The organism is Achromobacter sp. MYb9 (genome assembly GCF_002975275.1).
GTDB lineage: Bacteria > Pseudomonadota > Gammaproteobacteria > Burkholderiales > Burkholderiaceae_B > Achromobacter.
Window position 1 is genome coordinate 23,531 of record NZ_PCOQ01000014.1, and the last position, 16,202, is coordinate 39,732.

Annotated in this window: 17 protein-coding genes; 8 read left to right on the forward strand and 9 right to left on the reverse strand. The window is 64.5% G+C overall.

The features are described 5' to 3' along the window. Positions 1-33: 33 nt before the first annotated feature. The 5 genes from CQ050_RS19325 to CQ050_RS19345 form a co-directional block, all read right to left on the reverse strand. Positions 34-1,473, reverse strand: coding sequence for an NAD(P)(+) transhydrogenase (Re/Si-specific) subunit beta (locus CQ050_RS19325; RefSeq protein WP_105558451.1), 1,440 nt, complete (start codon positions 1,471-1,473; stop codon positions 34-36). Then, positions 1,470-1,787 carry an NAD(P) transhydrogenase subunit alpha gene (locus tag CQ050_RS19330; protein WP_006224972.1) on the reverse strand — a complete coding sequence of 106 codons (318 nt, stop codon included), beginning with the start codon at positions 1,785-1,787 and terminating at the stop codon, positions 1,470-1,472. Before CQ050_RS19330 ends, CQ050_RS19325 begins: the two co-directional genes overlap by 4 nt. 2 nt (positions 1,788-1,789) lie before the next feature. Continuing rightward, positions 1,790-2,908, reverse strand: a complete 1,119-nt coding sequence (locus tag CQ050_RS19335) for a Re/Si-specific NAD(P)(+) transhydrogenase subunit alpha (protein WP_105558452.1) — start codon at positions 2,906-2,908, stop codon at positions 1,790-1,792. A gap of 152 nt (positions 2,909-3,060) precedes the next feature. Beyond that, on the reverse strand, positions 3,061-3,936 hold the full coding sequence (locus tag CQ050_RS19340) for an N-formylglutamate amidohydrolase (protein WP_105558453.1): 876 nt from the start codon (positions 3,934-3,936) through the stop codon (positions 3,061-3,063). 70 nt (positions 3,937-4,006) lie between these two features. Further along, positions 4,007-4,996, reverse strand: a complete 990-nt coding sequence (locus CQ050_RS19345) for a tripartite tricarboxylate transporter substrate binding protein (RefSeq protein WP_105558454.1) — start codon at positions 4,994-4,996, stop codon at positions 4,007-4,009. 256 nt (positions 4,997-5,252) lie between these two features. On the opposite strand from CQ050_RS19345, the gene CQ050_RS19350 reads away from it, so the two are divergent. The 3 genes from CQ050_RS19350 (at position 5,253) to CQ050_RS19360 (ending at position 8,237) form a co-directional block, all read left to right on the forward strand. Beyond that, on the forward strand, positions 5,253-6,179 hold the full coding sequence (locus CQ050_RS19350) for a LysR substrate-binding domain-containing protein (RefSeq protein ID WP_105558455.1): 927 nt from the start codon (positions 5,253-5,255) through the stop codon (positions 6,177-6,179). Between the two features lie 7 nt (positions 6,180-6,186). After that, on the forward strand, positions 6,187-7,305 hold the full coding sequence (mnmA, locus tag CQ050_RS19355; RefSeq protein WP_105558456.1) for a tRNA 2-thiouridine(34) synthase MnmA: 1,119 nt from the start codon (positions 6,187-6,189) through the stop codon (positions 7,303-7,305). Between the two features lie 110 nt (positions 7,306-7,415). Then, on the forward strand, positions 7,416-8,237 hold the full coding sequence (locus CQ050_RS19360) for a sulfite exporter TauE/SafE family protein (protein WP_105558457.1): 822 nt from the start codon (positions 7,416-7,418) through the stop codon (positions 8,235-8,237). A 118-nt stretch (positions 8,238-8,355) separates the two neighbouring features. Here CQ050_RS19360 and CQ050_RS19365 read toward each other — a convergent pair whose 3' ends face one another. Continuing rightward, the gene (locus CQ050_RS19365; RefSeq protein WP_105558458.1) at positions 8,356-8,967 is read right to left on the reverse strand and encodes a glutathione S-transferase; all 612 of its coding nucleotides are present in this window, start codon (positions 8,965-8,967) and stop codon (positions 8,356-8,358) included. A gap of 161 nt (positions 8,968-9,128) precedes the next feature. Between CQ050_RS19365 and purB the strand changes: the two genes are divergently transcribed. Both purB and CQ050_RS19375 read left to right on the forward strand, forming a co-directional pair. Continuing rightward, positions 9,129-10,505: an adenylosuccinate lyase gene (gene purB, locus CQ050_RS19370; protein WP_105558459.1), complete on the forward strand. Its 1,377-nt coding sequence runs from the start codon at positions 9,129-9,131 to the stop codon at positions 10,503-10,505. Between the two features lie 58 nt (positions 10,506-10,563). Beyond that, positions 10,564-11,022 (forward strand): cytochrome c, encoded by a 459-nt coding sequence (locus tag CQ050_RS19375; protein WP_105558460.1) that lies wholly within the window; start codon positions 10,564-10,566, stop codon positions 11,020-11,022. A gap of 88 nt (positions 11,023-11,110) precedes the next feature. Here the strand turns inward: CQ050_RS19375 and CQ050_RS19380 are convergent, their stop codons facing one another. The 3 genes from CQ050_RS19380 to CQ050_RS19390 form a co-directional block, all read right to left on the reverse strand. Beyond that, on the reverse strand, positions 11,111-11,803 hold the full coding sequence (locus CQ050_RS19380; protein WP_105558461.1) for a cytochrome b/b6 domain-containing protein: 693 nt from the start codon (positions 11,801-11,803) through the stop codon (positions 11,111-11,113). Positions 11,804-11,892: 89 nt separating this feature from the next. After that, positions 11,893-12,174 (reverse strand): hypothetical protein, encoded by a 282-nt coding sequence (locus tag CQ050_RS19385; RefSeq protein WP_006224961.1) that lies wholly within the window; start codon positions 12,172-12,174, stop codon positions 11,893-11,895. Between the two features lie 890 nt (positions 12,175-13,064). Beyond that, positions 13,065-13,424, reverse strand: a complete 360-nt coding sequence (locus CQ050_RS19390; RefSeq protein WP_105558552.1) for a hypothetical protein — start codon at positions 13,422-13,424, stop codon at positions 13,065-13,067. Positions 13,425-13,535: 111 nt separating this feature from the next. Here CQ050_RS19390 and CQ050_RS19395 point away from each other — a divergent pair, with 111 nt between their 5' ends. From CQ050_RS19395 to CQ050_RS19405, 3 genes are all read left to right on the forward strand, one after another. Next, positions 13,536-14,045: a GNAT family N-acetyltransferase gene (locus CQ050_RS19395; RefSeq protein ID WP_105558462.1), complete on the forward strand. Its 510-nt coding sequence runs from the start codon at positions 13,536-13,538 to the stop codon at positions 14,043-14,045. A gap of 193 nt (positions 14,046-14,238) precedes the next feature. Continuing rightward, positions 14,239-14,943, forward strand: a complete 705-nt coding sequence (locus CQ050_RS19400; protein WP_105558463.1) for a DUF3053 family protein — start codon at positions 14,239-14,241, stop codon at positions 14,941-14,943. A gap of 67 nt (positions 14,944-15,010) precedes the next feature. Beyond that, positions 15,011-16,102: an AI-2E family transporter gene (locus tag CQ050_RS19405; RefSeq protein ID WP_105558464.1), complete on the forward strand. Its 1,092-nt coding sequence runs from the start codon at positions 15,011-15,013 to the stop codon at positions 16,100-16,102. Positions 16,103-16,202: the final 100 nt, after the last annotated feature.

A 16,202-nucleotide genomic window follows, 5' to 3' on the forward strand; every position in this document is an offset into this window, starting at 1 on the left:
AACGCCCGGTACGGGGCATTCGTGGGCGGGTGGCTACTCCACCGCCTTGACCATGTCTTCCAGCACTTTCTTCGCGTCGCCGAACACCATCATCGTGCGATCCATGTAGAAAAGCTCGTTGTCCAGGCCCGCATAGCCCGAGGCCATCGAGCGCTTGTTCACGATCACGGTGCGCGCCTTATAAGCTTCCAGGATGGGCATGCCGGCGATGGGCGACTTGGGATCGTTCTTGGCGGCCGGGTTGACCACGTCGTTCGCACCCAACACCAGCACCACGTCGGTCTGGGCGAACTCGCTGTTGATGTCTTCCATTTCGAAGACCTGGTCGTAGGGCACTTCTGCCTCGGCCAGCAGCACGTTCATGTGACCGGGCATGCGTCCGGCAACCGGATGGATGGCGTATTTGACCGTCACGCCGCGCTCGGTGAGTTTGGTCGCCAGTTCTTTCAGCGCGTGCTGCGCGCGTGCCACCGCCAAGCCGTAGCCCGGCACGATGGTCACGCTTTCGGCGTTGGTCATCAAGAAGGCGGCATCGTCCGCGCTGCCTGATTTGACGCTGCGCTGCTGGCCCGCGCCGGCATCCGCGCCGCCGCCCGCCTGGCCGCCAAAGCCGCCCAGGATCACGTTGAAGAACGACCGGTTCATCGCCTTGCACATGATGTAGGACAGGATGGCGCCCGAAGAGCCCACCAGCGAGCCGGCGATGATCAACATCGGATTGTTCAGCGAGAAGCCGATGCCGGCCGCCGCCCAGCCCGAGTAGCTGTTCAGCATGGACACCACCACCGGCATGTCCGCGCCGCCGATCGGGATGATGATCAGCACGCCCAGCACGAAGGCGACCAGCGTCATGATGACGAAGGGCGTCCAGTCCTGGGTCAGCATGAACCACACGCCGCAGCCCAGCATCACGAGCGCCAGCGCCAGATTCAGCATGTGCTGGCCGGGGAACACGACCGGGGCGCCCTGGAACAGCCGGAACTTGTACTTGCCCGACAACTTGCCGAAGGCTATGACCGAACCCGAGAACGTGATGGCGCCTACGAAGGTGCCGATGAACAGCTCGAAGCGGTTGCCGGTGGGGATCATCGCCCCGGCCGCGACGATGCCGAAGGCGTGTGGCTCGGCCACCACCGCGACGGCGATGGCCACCGCCGCCAGGCCGATCATGCTGTGCATGAAGGCCACCAGTTCCGGCATCTTCGTCATTTCGACGCGGCGGGCCATCAGCGTGCCGACGGATCCGCCGATCAGCAGGCCCAGCAGCACCCAGCCCAGGCCGATCGTGGCCGTGCCTGTACGCGCCAGGCCGACGATGAGCGCCGCCGTGGTCAGCACGGCGATCGCCATGCCGGCCATGCCGAAGGCGTTGCCAAGCCGCGACGTGGTGGGATGCGACAGGCCCTTGAGCGCCTGGATGAAGCAGACCGAAGCAACCAGGTAGAGCAGGGTGACGAGGTTGAGCGAGATCATTTCGCTTCCTCCTTGCCCGGCTTGCGATCCTTTTTCTTGAACATCTCGAGCATGCGCCGCGTGACCAGGAAGCCGCCGAACACGTTCACCGCGGCAAGCGCCACCGCGAACACGCCCATGCCGCGGGCCAGTCCGCCTTCGGTCAGGGCCGCCGCCAGCATGGCGCCCACGATGATGATGGCCGAGATGGCGTTGGTGACCGCCATCAGCGGCGTGTGTAGGGCGGGGGTGACGTTCCACACGACGTGGTAGCCGACATAGATGGCCAGCACGAAGATGATGAGGTTCATCAGGGTGGGGTTGATCGCTTCCATGTTCAGGTCCTCCGCGTCACATTGCCGCCTTCGCACATCAGGCAGGCCGCCACGATTTCATCGTCGCGCTGGATTGCCAGCGCGCCGTCCGCATTGATGATGAGCTTCAGGAAGTCCTGGATGTTCCGCGCGTACAGCGCGGACGCATCCGTGGCTACCAGGCCGGGCAGGTTGGTCAACCCGATAATCGTCACGCCATGCTTTTCCACGACCCGTCCTTTTTCGGACAAGGGGCAATTGCCGCCGCGTTCGACCGCCAGGTCGACCAGCACCGAGCCGGGCTTCATGGCCGCGACGGTTTCGGCGGACACCAGCGTGGGGGCGGGGCGGCCGGGAATCAGGGCGGTGGTGATGACGAGGTCTGCCTGCTTGCATCGCTCGGACACCAGCGCCGCCTGCCGCGCCATCCAGTCGGGCGGCATGGCGCGCGCATAGCCGCCCGTGCCTTGGGCGATCTCGCGTTCCTCGTCGGTTTCGAACGGCACGTCGATGAACTTGGCGCCCAGCGATTCCACCTGTTCGCGCGCGGCGGGGCGCACGTCGGAGGCCTCGACCACCGCGCCCAGACGCTTGGCCGTGGCGATGGCTTGCAGGCCGGCCACGCCGGTGCCCAGCACCACGGCGCGCGCGGCTTTCAGGGTCCCGGCGGCGGTCATCATCATCGGGATCAGGCGGCCATAGTGATGCGCGGCCAGCAGCACGGCCTTGTAGCCCGCCAGGTTGGCCTGCGAAGACAGCACGTCAAGGCTTTGGGCGCGGGTGATGCGGGGCGCGGCCTCAAGGGCGAATCCGACCAGCCCCGCGGCGGCCATTTGCGCCAGGCCGTCGGCGTCGAACGGATCAAGCATGCCGATGACGACGGCGCCCGGTTTCATTTGCGACAATTCGGCGGGGGAAGGGGCGCGTACCTTCAGGACGAGTTCGGCGCCCAAGGCATCCTGGGCGGAGCCGAGCGTGGCGCCCGCTGCCTCATAGGCGTCATCAAGATAGCGAGCGGCGGTGCCTGCGCCACGCTCCACGACAACGGTGTGTTTGCCGCCTACGTACTTCTTGACGGTTTCTGGTGTTGCTGCGACACGGGTTTCCCCGTCTCGGGTTTCTTTTGGTATCCCGATGTGCATCGACGCCTCTCCTAGAAGGTTCGCCGTAGTTATACACGGGAATGACAAAAAAAAGCCCCATGGCGAACCATGGGGCTCGGGTCTTTCAACCCACTTGCTCCGGCCAGTCTTACCACGCCGCTGGCCGGTTACCTGCGTGCAAACGTCCGGCGTCAGGCCGTTTGCGCGCGAGTCCAGTTGATCAGCGCGGCGGTGAGGTCGCGCAGATCGGCCTTCAGGCGGCCATAGTTTTCCGTGGGACGCAGCGTGGTTTCGTCCATATACAGCTTGCGGTTGATTTCAATCTGCAGGCTGTGGCGACCCTCTTCGGGGCGGCCGAAGGCGCGCACCAGTTCGACGCCCTTGTAGGGATCATTCACCGTGACGTCGTAGCCACGTTTGCGCAGCCAGGCCGCGATGAATTCGCGGAAGGCCGGGTCGCTGGTGCTGCCGTCGCGATCGCCCAGCACGAAGTCGGGATGGACCAGGCCAGGGCGGTCGGTGGCGAAGGCGCCGGCGACGCTGGGCATCGAGTGGCAGTTGATGTGCCAGACCTTGCCGAACTTCTTGTGGGCGGCGTCCAGCACCTGGCCCAGCGCGGCGTGATAGGGCTTCCAGCAGGCATCGATGCGGTGGCGGACTTCTTCGATCGTCAGCTTGCGGTCGTACAACGGGGTGCCGTCATCCAGCATGCGCCAGATCAGGCCCTTGCCCAGCTTGACCTTCGGCGAAGCGTTGATGGCGTCGGGCCAGGCGGCATCCAGCAGCAGTTCGTCGATCTCGTCGGGCGCGCGGTTGGCGTCGATGTAGGCGCGCGGAAAACCGGCGGCAATCATCGGCACGCCCATTTCCATGGCGTCGCCCCACAGATCGTCAACCCAGGTGTCTTCCGCAGTGCGCAGTGCGCCAAAGTCCACCGCGGCCGCGAAATCGGGAGGGTAGGCGGTGCCGCTGTGCGGAGAATCCAGCACAAGCGGGGCCGAGGTTTCCGAATCCGGATATTGCTGCGGAAGGTCGAGCCGGTAAGACAGGGGTTGGGTAATTCGCATATTGGGGTCGTGCGTTCGTGAATCGGAGGCCCCCGCCGCGCAAGCTTGCGCGGCGGGGGCCGAAGATCGCTTAGTCGATCTTCACGTTGGCTTCTTTGGCGATGCGCTTGTTCTTGGCGATTTCCGCCGCGATCTGCTTGCCAAAGTCGGCCGAGCTGTTGGCGGCGGGCTGGGCGCCCAGCGCTTCCAGGCGCGCCTTGACGTCGGCTTCGGCGCTGACCTTCTGCACCGCTGCGTTCAGCTTGGCCAGGATGGGTTCCGGCAGCTTGGCCGGGGCGACCAGGCCGAACCAGGACGCGTCGTTCACGGCCGGCAGTCCGGCTTCGGCGAACGTGGGCACGTCGGGCAGGCTGGCGACGCGCTTGGGCGAGGCGACGGCCATGGCGATCAGGCGGCCGGACTGCACGTGCGGCAGCGTGGAGGGCAGGTTGTCATACATGACGTCGACCTGGCCGGCCAGCGCGTCGTTCAGCGCCGGGCCCACGCCACGGTAAGGCACGTGCATCAGGTCGGTGCCCGAGGCCATCTTGAACAGTTCGCCCATCATGTGCGAGACCGAACCGTTGCCGGCGGACGCATACGTCAGCTTGCCCGGCTGGCTCTTGGCCAGCTTGATGAAGTCGGCGATGTTCTTGGCCGGCACCTTCGGGTTGATCGTCATGATGTTGGGCACGGCAGCCAGGTTCGAGATGGGCGTGAAGTCCTTCTCGCCATCGAACGGCAGGTTCGGGTAGATGGCCGGGTTGATGCCGTGCGTGCTGACGGTGGCGATGCCCAGGACATAGCCGTCCGGCGCGCTGCTGGCGACGAAGGCGCTGCCGATCGAGCCACCGGCGCCGCCGCGGTTTTCCACCACGACGGTCTGGCCCAGTTCCTTGCCCAGCTTGTCCGCGAACAGGCGGCCGACGATGTCGGTGGTGCCGCCGGGCGGGAAGGGGACGATCAGGCGGATGGGCTTGCTCGGATACGCGTCTTCAGCGTGCGCGATACCCGAGGTCAGCGGCATGGCCAGGGTCGCGGCGGCGACACACAGGCCCAGTACTACGTTACGGCGTTGCATGAATTCCCCTAATAAATGGAAAGCGGATGCGCAAAGGCAGACGCAAACGCAACGATTCTTTCCTGGCGGGGCGGTTTGCGCAAACGAAAGTTTCTCCGTAAGCTATGACTTTTTTTCATGCCTCTCTCTGGCCTGCATCGTTGGGACGTTACTTTTATGTAACTTTTCCGCTGCTTTTCATCGGGCCCGAGGCAACGGGAAATTCCCCGATCAAGCCCCGCTGGGGCGGGAGCCCCACGCTTCGTGGGGACGACACATGCGACGTTTCTGTCCCTCATTAACGGATTTACAGGCATTCGAGGTCGCGGCGCGCCATAGCAGTTTCACGCGCGCGGCCCAGGAATTGTGCGTGACCCAGGGCGCCGTCAGTAAACAGGTGAAACATCTGGAAGAGTTCGTCGGCGTGGAACTATTCCTGCGGATCAGGCAAGGCCTGGTCCTGACCGAAGCCGGCCGCAGCTATTTGACCAAGGTCCAGGCGGGCCTGGGCCAGATCGAAGCCGCCACGGTCGAGCTGATTGCGCACCAGGGGCAGGGCGGCACGTTGAACCTGACCTGTATGCCGACCTTCGGCGCGCGCTGGCTGATTCCGCGCCTGACCGCCTTCATGCGGTTGCGCCCGGACATCCATGTGGAGTTCCTGCCGCACCGCCAGGGCTACGATTTTTCGACGCCTGAACTTGACGCCGCCGTGCGCTTCGGCGAGGGCATCTGGCCGGGTAGCGGCGCGGATTACATCGTGGGCCGCGAAATCGTGCCTGTCTGCAGCCCGCGGCTGATCCCGGGCGGCTGTCCGTCGCCGGAGGCCTTGCTGGCGTATCCGCTGCTGCACCACACGTCCGCGCTGGAAGGCTGGCGCGACTGGTTCGAGCAGGCAGGGTGCGACACGCGGCGCAGCCTGGAAGGGGCCCGTTTCGACCAATACGCGCTGTTGTCGCAGGCCGCCGCCGCCGGGTTCGGCGTGGCGCTGATCCCGCGTTGCCTGATCGAAGATGAGCTACGCGATGGGAAGCTCGCCGTCGCCATCCAGCTGCCCATCCGCGCGCGCATGGGTTATTACCTGTGTTATCCCGAGCAGAAGGCCAACCTGCCCACCCTGCAGGCGTTTCGAGCTTGGCTGATGGAAGTGTCCCGGGCGGCAGAGCCGCAGCCGCGGGAAGACGCGTTGTCCGAACTAAAATAGTCGCATCATGAGTCAAATATCCACCAAAAAAGGCCGCGTTGTGGTCGGCATGTCCGGCGGGGTCGATTCGTCGGTGACGGCCTGGCTGCTGAAGCAGCAGGGCTATGACGTCGTTGGCCTGTTCATGAAGAACTGGGAAGACGACGACGATTCCGAATACTGTTCTACGCGCCAGGATCTGCTGGACGCGGCCAGTGTGGCCGACCTGGTCGGCGTGGACTTCGAATTCGTCAATTTCGCCGCCGAATACAAGGACCGCGTGTTCGCGGACTTCCTGCGCGAGTATTCCGCGGGCCGCACGCCCAATCCCGACGTGCTGTGCAATGCCGAGATCAAATTCAAGGCCTTCCTGGACCACGCGATGGCGCTGGGCGCCGAGCATATCGCCACCGGCCACTACGCGCGGGTGCGAGAGGTGCCGGCCGATGGTGGCGGCACGCAGTTCCAGCTGCTCAAGGCGCTGGACGCGTCCAAGGACCAAAGCTACTTCCTGCACCGGCTGAACCAGGCGCAACTGTCGCGCACCCTGTTCCCACTGGGCGAGATCCACAAGACCGAGGTGCGGCGCATCGCGCACGAAATCGGCCTGCACAACGCCGCTAAAAAAGATTCCACCGGGATCTGCTTCATCGGCGAGCGTCCGTTTCGCGAATTCCTGAACCGCTACCTGCCCACCGAGCCCGGCCCGATCCTGACGCCGGAAGGACAGAACGTGGGGCGCCACGAAGGCTTGTCCTTCTACACGCTGGGCCAGCGCAAGGGCCTGGGCGTGGGCGGCGTGAAGGGGCGCCAGCGCGAGGACGGCACGGCCGAAGCCTGGTACGTGGCGCGCAAGGATCTGGAGCGCAACATCCTGTATGTGGTGCAGGGACACGATCATCCCTGGCTGCTGTCCGGACGGCTACAGGCGCAGGACGCCAGCTGGGTGGCGGGGCACCCGCCCGCCGTCGCGGGCTACGGCGCCAAGACGCGCTATCGCCAAGCCGATGCCGCCTGCCGCCTGGAACAGGCTGAAGGCGACACCTTCGCGCTGGATTTCGCCGAGCCGCAATGGGCCGTCACGCCCGGCCAGTCGGCCGTGCTATACGATGGCGAGGTTTGCCTGGGCGGCGGGATCATCCTGTAACGCACGCGGGTCCGGTAGAAGCGGATCCGGACAAGGCCCCGTGGGCGCACTGCCGGCGGGGCCTTCGCTCATGACAAGCAAGAAACCGAACCATAAAAGAGGAGACGGTTGTGGATGTGACGATGGTGGTTTGCCTGCTGGCGTTGGGTGCGGTAGTGGGTTTTGCGGCGGGTCTGTTGGGTATTGGCGGAGGGATGCTGCTGGTGCCTTTCCTGACGATGCTGTTCGCCTGGCAGGGTATGCCGCCCGAACTGGTCGTGCATGCCGCGATCGCGACGTCGATGACGTCGATCCTGTTCACTTCCGTGTCCAGCGTCAGGGCGCACCAGCAGAAGGGCACGATCAAATGGCCGATCGTGTGGGCGATGGCGCCGGGCATCATCCTGGGCGGGCTGCTGTCGGGCGGGGCGGTCTTCGCGGCGCTCAGCACGCTGTGGCTATCGCTGTTCTTCGCGCTGTTCGTGGGCTATTCCGGCTGGAGCATGTTGCGCAACAAGAAGCCCAAGCCGGCACGCCAGATGCCCGGCGTGGTGGGGACCAGTGCGGCGGGGGCGGGCATCGGTTTCCTGTCCGGGCTGGTCGGCGCGGGCGGTGGGTTCCTGTCGGTGCCCTTCATGGTCTGGTGCAACGTGGCGCTGCACAACGCGGTGTCGACCTCGGCGGCGCTGGGCTTCCCGATCGCGCTGGCCAACAGCGTGGGGTATGTAGTGTCCGGCCTGAACGAAGGGACATCGCGCCCGGGCATGCTCGGCTACATCTATTGGCCCGCTCTGGTGGCGCTGGTCTGCACCAGCGTGCTCACGGCGCCGTTGGGCGCGCGCATGGCGCACCGCCTGCCGGTCCAGACCCTGAAACGGGTATTCGCCTGCCTGTTGTTCGCGCTGGCCGCCTACATGTTGTTCAAGGCCTGGCAGACGTTCGCCGCCCAATAGGACGGCATTTTCAGGCACTGAAATGCAAACCGGCCGCATTGCGCGGCCGGTATTCTGGCGCCCCTGCGGGATGGGGCGTGTGTGACGGCCCGTGGAAGCGGGCTGTCCGGGACCGCCTTCAGGCGGTCTTGGGGATCGTGTCGATGAACGATTGGCGCTGCGACAGCTTGTCGTACAGGCGGGCAAGGTTCAGGTGGTTGGCGCGCCAATCGAGCGAAGCAAAGCGCAGGTCCAGGTAGCCCAGCGCACAGCCCACGGCGATATCCGCCAGGCTGTAGTTGATGCCCATGCAGTGGGCGTTGTCGCCCAGGCTCTTGTTCATGGCATCCAGGCTCGCGTGGATCTTGCTGTACTGGCGCTCGATCCATTCGGGGCTGCGTTGTGCCTCGGGGCGCTGGTTTTCCTTCACGATGGCGACGCAGGCGTCCAGGAGGCCATCGGCGATGGCTTCCCAGCATTTGACGGCGGCACGATCGCGGCCCGGCTGAGGAATCAGGCGGGCGACAGGGGACAAGGTGTCCAGGTATTCGACGATGACGCGCGAATCAAACAGCGCGCCGCCGTCTTCCATGACCAGGCAGGGCACCTTGCCCAGCGGGTTATACGTTTGGATCTGCGTGTCGGCGGACCAGACGTTTTCGAGTTCAAGCCGGTAGTCCAGCTTTTTCTCGGCCATGACAATACGCACCTTGCGTACGTATGGACTGGTAAGCGAGCCGATCAGTTTCATGGAGTCACAAGCGGAGTCGAAAAGCGGCCGAAGTATAGCAGGCCGGATGGACGCCCAACCGTCCGCTGGCCGGAATCTTCGCCAGTTTGCCACAATGTTGCACTCCCCCGGATGATAAAATCGTCGGGTTTTCCCATCCGTAGCCATTTCTTCTTCAGACCATGCAAATCGCCGATCAATTGAGCCAACTTAATGCCCTTTCGCCATTGGATGGCCGTTACGCTTCCCGGGGCGACGCGCTGCGCGGTCTGCTGTCCGAGGCCGGCTTCATGGCGCACCGCGTCGAAGTCGAGGTGGCGTGGCTGGTGGCCCTGTCCGACGCGGGCCTGCCCGAACTGCCCGCTTTTTCGGCGGCTGCCCGCCAGCGCCTGCAGCAACTGGTGCAGGATTTCTCGGAAGCCGACGCTGCCCGCATTAAGGACATCGAACGCGTCACCAACCATGACGTGAAGGCCGTCGAGTACTGGCTGAAGGAAAAAGTGGCCGATGACACCGAGCTGGCCGCCGCCGCCGAGTTCATTCACTTCGCCTGCACGTCCGAAGACATCAACAACACCTCGCACGCGCTGATGCTGTCGCGCGCCCGCGACCAGGTCGTGGTGCCGCGCCTGCGCGAACTGGCTGCCAAGCTGAACGATCTGGCCGTGGCCCAGGCTGACCAGCCGATGTTGTCCCGCACCCATGGCCAGCCGGCCAGCCCGACGACGCTCGGCAAGGAATTCGCCAACGTGGCCGCGCGCCTGAACCGCGCCATCGCCGCCGTCGAGGCCGTTGAGCCCCTGGCCAAATTGAACGGCGCCACCGGCAACTACAACGCCCACCTGTCGGCCTATCCGGAAATCGACTGGCCGGCTTTCAGCCAGCGCGTGCTGGCCGGCCTGGGCCTGACCCAGAACCGCCACACCATCCAGATCGAGCCGCACGACTGGATGTCGGCCTTGTTCGACGCCATCACGCGCGCCAACATCATCGTGCTGGACCTGGACCGCGACGTCTGGGGCTACGTGGCGCTGGGCTATTTCAAGCAGCGTCTGAAAGACGGCGAGGTCGGTTCGTCGACCATGCCGCACAAGGTCAACCCGATCGACTTCGAAAACTCCGAAGGCAACCTGGGCCTGGCGAACGCCGTGCTGCGCCATCTGGCCGACAAGCTGCCGATCTCCCGCTGGCAGCGCGACCTGACGGACTCCACCGTTTTGCGCAACCTGGGCGTGGGCCTGGGTTACTGCCTGGTGGCGTGGGATGCGTGCATGCGCGGCCTGGGCAAGCTGGAGGTCAACACGGCCGCCATCGACGCCGATATCGATGCGTGCTGGGAAGTGCTGGCCGAGCCCGTGCAGACCGTCATGCGCCGCTATGGCCTGCCGCAACCGTACGAACAACTCAAAGCCTTGACGCGCGGCAAGGGCATAACCGAGGAAGCTCTGCGAGAATTCATCCAGGGCCTGGCGCTGCCGGATGAGCCCAAGGCCCGCTTGCTGGCGATGACCCCGCGTTCGTACATCGGACTGGCTGCAGAGCTGGCCCGGGCGGTATAGTCGCCATGCCGCGCGCGCAATGCGCGCGGCATTGTTGTTGTCCTTACGGGAGATTGCAATGAAGAAGTTGTCCACGCTTGTCGCGTTGGCCTGTATGACGGTGGGGCCGCTGTTGGCAACCACCGCCTCGGCGCAGTTCGCCAAGCCGGAAGATGCCGTCAAGTACCGCCAGTCGGCATTGACGCTGATGGCTTCGCACTTCGGCCGCATGACGCCGGTGGTCAAGGGTCAGGCGCCGTACGACGCCGCGCAGATCAAGGCCAACGTCGAAGTGCTGAAGACGCTGTCCGGCCTGCCGTGGGCAGCTTTCGGTCCCGGAACGGAAGGCGGCGACGCCCGCCCCGAAATCTGGAGCGACGCGGCCGGCTTCAAGCAGAAGCAGCAAGCTTTCCAGGACAATATCGTGAAGCTGTCGGCCGCGGCCGACGCAGGCGATCTGGATAAGCTGCGCGCCGCCTTCGGTGACGTGGGTGCAAGCTGCAAGGCTTGCCACGATTCCTACCGCAAGAAGAAGTAAGGCCCGGGGCGTCTCTGGATGCCCGCGGTGCTGAAGGAAAAAGCCCCTCGGATTACGAGGGGCTTTTTTTTGTGGGCCTGCGGCGGGATCAAGAGAAGGACATGTCGGCGGCCACTTCCAGCGACCGGATCCACAGCACCAGGGCCGTGACGCAGGCGCCCAGCAGCAGCGCACGCAGCCAGACGGCAAGACCGTCCTGGGCGGGTGGCGTGCCCGCCGGCAGGTCCTTGGCTTCGACGTTTCCGGTGACGATGGCGCGGACCAGGCGCTTGCGGCGCACCACGGCATACCACGCGACGGCCAGCAGGTGCAGGGCGATCACGCCGATGATGACCCACTCGTTGAGCTTGTGCCATGACGTCATGAGGGCGGCCGTGGCTTCGCTTACATGACCAAACAGCGGCCCTTGCGTCATGATGTCGTCAGTGGTGAACAGGCCGCTTGTGGCCTGGAAGCCGATGACCAGCAGCAGTGCCAGCACCGACAATGCGCCCAGCGGGTTATGGCCGGCGGGAGCGGCGGCGCCCTTCAGGTAGCGGGCCACGGCGCCGGGGCCGCGCACGAACTGGCTGAAGCGGGCGTAGCGCGGCCCGACGATGCCCCAAAGCACCCGGAAGATGATCAGGCCCAGCGCCGTACAGCCAAAGCGCACGTGCCAGTCCATGTACAGACCGCCCAGCTTCACGCTGACGAACGCGCCCACGATGCAGACGACGAGCGCCCAGTGAAAGAGGCGGGTGGGAAGATCCCAGATGCGGATCGCTTGCCGGTTGTTCTGCATGGTTGAGCTGCCTGGACGGATTGCTTGCGAATTTATCATGCGCAAAAAGCAATCGCCGCGCATGACGCGCGGCGATTTGGGCCTGGATATCAGTGCGTGGTGCGACGCACGGGCTCGATGCGATGAACGTGCTCGTGGCGGAAGCGGATGCGCTGGCCGGGCACTTTCTGCGTGGAAGAGCCGCAAGGCACGACTTCAGTCGTGTAGGTCGTCGTGCCGTCGATCGGCGCGTTGAAGATGACCGTCGCGCGGATGGCGGGGCCGTTGGTGGGCTGCAGGTAGACGATGTCGCCGATATGGATGGGCGTGTTGTCCAGCGTCGTGTGAGCGGGGCGTCGGATCAGGTCCGAGGTAGTGAAACGAGTATTCATGGTGTTTGTTCTCTTAGGTTCTAGTTATTAGAAAGCTGCGGGTATTCATGCCGAGCAAGATGTGGACGTAACTAAAGCGCCTCGCATCGTGGTCGTCTGCCATGTCCAGCCGGCTTGATTCGGACAGGCATGCATGACACTACCGCATAAGTGTTGCCGTCCCTTTGCGCATTCTCATATTTTTGCGTGCGCGGGTAACGGTTCAATGCCGCTGTTTGATGCCATCCGTCAGTCAGGACGGCATCGATTCGGGCCAGGTGGCGTGCATGTTCGGTGCATGCGCTCTTTAGGCCTGAGGGGCCGCGCAGAGAGTGGGTTGGGCTCTGGCGGTTGCTGTGCGGCTGTCGTCGTTGGGTCGACGTGCGCCGCAGCGTAAAATTTTGGTGCTTCTGGCCAAGCCGGACTGGCGGTTTGGCGAAGGTGCTATGGGCGGCTTCGAGGCTGCTTGCGTCGGATCCCGCCAATCAGGTTCAGTGCCTGGGCGTTGATCGATTCAGCACGCTGGCCGCAATGGCCATCGCTGCATTCGGAACTGCTTTGATTGTGGAAGTTGCGCCGATATTGCGCGACTTTCGGGGCGGAGCCGGGATTTGCGTTTTGGCGTTGTGGGTTTTCGCAAATCAGATCGGAATCCGTGCGGCTTGATCAGCGGTCAATGACGTTGGGTCATTAGCGTTTGGCCATATCAGCGCTGGATGAAGCCGGGTACTGCGTAATTACTGGGTAATGCTTGGAGTACTGGGTCATGCTTGGAGTCGAAAGCTTGGAATCCAAACCCAACCCCTGTTTGAAGTTCTTCCTGCTCTGCAGAAAGACATCAACCATCGATATTATCGCAGACCGATGGGTTTTGCAAGCTTTTTTGGAAAGGGTGGGCGTAGCTGTGGCCGTCAGTGCGCGGCGGGGCGGGCTTGGCGCTGGGCTTCGATAATGAGGCCCTCCAGGCGCGGCGACATCCGCAGCGCCACTTGCGCGCCCATCGTGCCGTCCGGCTGGCGCTCGGTTTCCAGCGCCAGGCCGATGCGTTCGTCGTTGAACGCTTCCGGGGCAGCCTCGATTTCAACATAGCGTTGCAGCAGCGCATCGACGGCTTTCTGGGCATCCGCCAGCGCCTCATCCGACAACTGGCCCTGTCCCAGGTATTGGTTCACGACGCGCGCCAGATCGTCCATGAAGAACAGGAGGGCGGCCGCGCCGCGGCAATCGGGCTGGGTGAACCCCCAGGAGGCGGAAGTAGCGTTTTGAGTCATTGTCAGGGCAAAGCCAGTGTTACGGGTGGCCGATAGCGTGGCCGGATGGCGCATTTTAAGGGATCGGGGCTGGGGTCGCCTGGGGGCGCATGGTGCATACTTCTACCCCTCATGATTCGACTCGCCCGACCTTCCGACCTGGCCCGCCTGGCCGATATCGAGCGCTCTGCCGCGGCGCGATTCTGCGGGACGGCCGTGGCCTGGGCCGCCGACGGCGATCCGGTGCCCCTGGACGAACTGGCGGTGGCGCAGGCGGCATGTCTTCTATGGGTCGCGCAGCCCGACGCCGAGGTACGCGGATTTGCGCTGGCAGAGCCCATGGGGGGCGATTTGTTTCTAACCGAGATGTCGGTGGCGTTGCCCTGGCAGGGGCAGGGCATTGGCCGCGCCCTGTTGCGGGCGGTGCTGGCGCACGCACGGGCCGCGGGCAGATACGGCGCAGTGCTGCTGACGACCGATCGCGACCTGCCCTGGAATGCCCCGTTCTACCGGCGGCTGGGCTTCGTTGAACTTACGCCGCCGTTTCCTCCGCTTCTGCAAGCGCGGCTGCAGGCGGAGTCGGACGCGGGCTTTGACGCCGCGCGGCGGTGCGCGATGACGTATCGGCTGCCGCATGCATGACGGCCGCAACGCGAGCGCGCCCCGCGCGCCCTGTGTCAACTCGCTTCGATCGCAACAAATTCCGCCCACGGGTAGTGGCCGGACGACGCTTCGGGATAATCTGCCCACGTGCGCCGGCGGCCGCCCCGCCGGCCGCTTGAATCCGGGGCCTTCAATCCCGAAACATCAATCCCTGATAGCAAGGAGGACACGCATGTCACCATGGCGAGCCTGCCTGATGGGCCTGGCGATGGCTTCGATGCTGATCACGACGGCCTGCGTGAATAAAGAGCCCCAGGAGCGCGCGGCGTTCATCCAACTGCTGCAAGCTCGGGTAAGCAGCGACACGCTGTTGCCGATCAGCGCACTCGGCAAGTCCGAGAAAGAAGCGATCGGCGATTACGCCGACGCGTACGAGGTGATTACCGGCTTCCAGAAAGAGATGGCCGAGGCCGCCGCGCCGTTGCGCGAGGTGCTGGCGGTGGAAACGATTCGTTCGGTGGGCGAAATCGTTGACCGCAAAGCCGCATTCGAGACGGCCCGCAAGACCCTGGCGGAAAGCGCCAGCAAGCTCCACGATGCGCGTGCCAAGGCGGATCGGGCGCGGGCCGAGATGGCTTTGCCGCCCGACTTGGCGCCGGTCTATGGTGGCGTCTATGACGAAACCGTGACCGCGCCCGCCGCGGAATTGATGCAGGCGGCAACCCGCATGGACTCCGTGGCGCGCGATGCCGTGGGCGTGGCGGATTTCGTGGCCGCCAACGCCGCGGATATCCAATTGGTGGACGGCCAGGCGCGCGTGGCGACGCTTACATTGCAACAGCAGCTGAACCTGCGCCTGCAGGGGCTGAATGCGCAGTCGGAAGGTCTGGCGCAAGCGCGCCAGACCGTGCTGCTGGCCGTGGGACTCGGGGCCTGAACCCGCCGGGAAGCGGGCGCTTTGTACAATGCGGGTCTCGCGGCGTTCGCCGTGCCTGGAACGGAATATGAGCGAATCATCCAGCTTGCACCACAGAACCTTTCTGCTTCTGCTCGTGGTGGTCACCATCGCGTTCGGCTGGCTACTGTGGCCTTTCTACGGCGCGGTCTTTTGGGGCGCCATTCTTGCCATCATCTTCGCGCCCTTGCAGCGCCGGCTGGTCGCGCGCATCGGCGGGCGGCGCAATCTTGGCGCGCTGATCACGTTGCTGCTGGTCCTGCTGCTTGTCATCCTGCCGCTCGTCGCCATCAGCGGGTCGCTGGTGAACGAAGGCGCGAACCTGTATCAGAGCATCAAATCGGGCGAGCTGAACTTTGGCGCGTACTTCCAGCAGGCGATGGCCGCATTGCCGCCGTCGGTGCATGACCTGCTTGCACGCTTCGACCTGGCCGACATTCCCAGCCTGCAACAGAAGCTTAGCGCGGGCGCGATGCAGGCCAGCCAGTTCCTGGCGACCCAGGCGCTGAACATCGGGCAGGACACGTTCCAGTTCGTGATCAGCTTCGGCATCATGCTCTACCTGCTGTTCTTCCTGTTGCGAGACGGGCCGCAACTGACGGCGCGCCTGAAGCGCGCCATGCCGCTCAGCAACGCGCATAAGCAACACCTGTTTCGCAAGTTCACCACCGTCGTGCGTGCCACCGTCAAGGGCAACATCGCGGTGGCGGCGGCGCAGGGCGCGCTGGGCGGGATCATTTTTTCGATCCTTTCGATCCAGGGCGCGCTGCTATGGGGCGTGATCATGGGCTTCCTGTCGCTGCTGCCCGCGATTGGGGCGGGGCTGATCTGGGCGCCGGTCGCGATCTACTTCCTCTTGACGGGTGCCGTGGTCAAGGGCGCGGTGCTGATCGGGTTCGGGGTGCTGGTCATCGGCATGGTCGACAATGTGCTGCGTCCCATCCTGGTGGGCAAAGACACCAAGATGCCGGACTACGTGGTGCTGATCTCCACCCTGGGCGGCATGGCCTTGTTCGGTTTGAATGGCTTTGTGATCGGCCCGCTGATCGCCGCACTGTTCATGGCTTGCTGGGACCTTTTTTCTCCCGCATCCGAAGAACTGTTGGGCAAGAGGCCGGAAGAGCCGCCCGCCGCGGAATAAGGCGTGCAGGTTCGCGTGCGGGGGCGGCCAGCCATCCGCACGCGCCGCGCCGGGTGTAAGGTGTAGCAGCGCCGGAATTTCAGGCCGGCCTTTCGTGTTG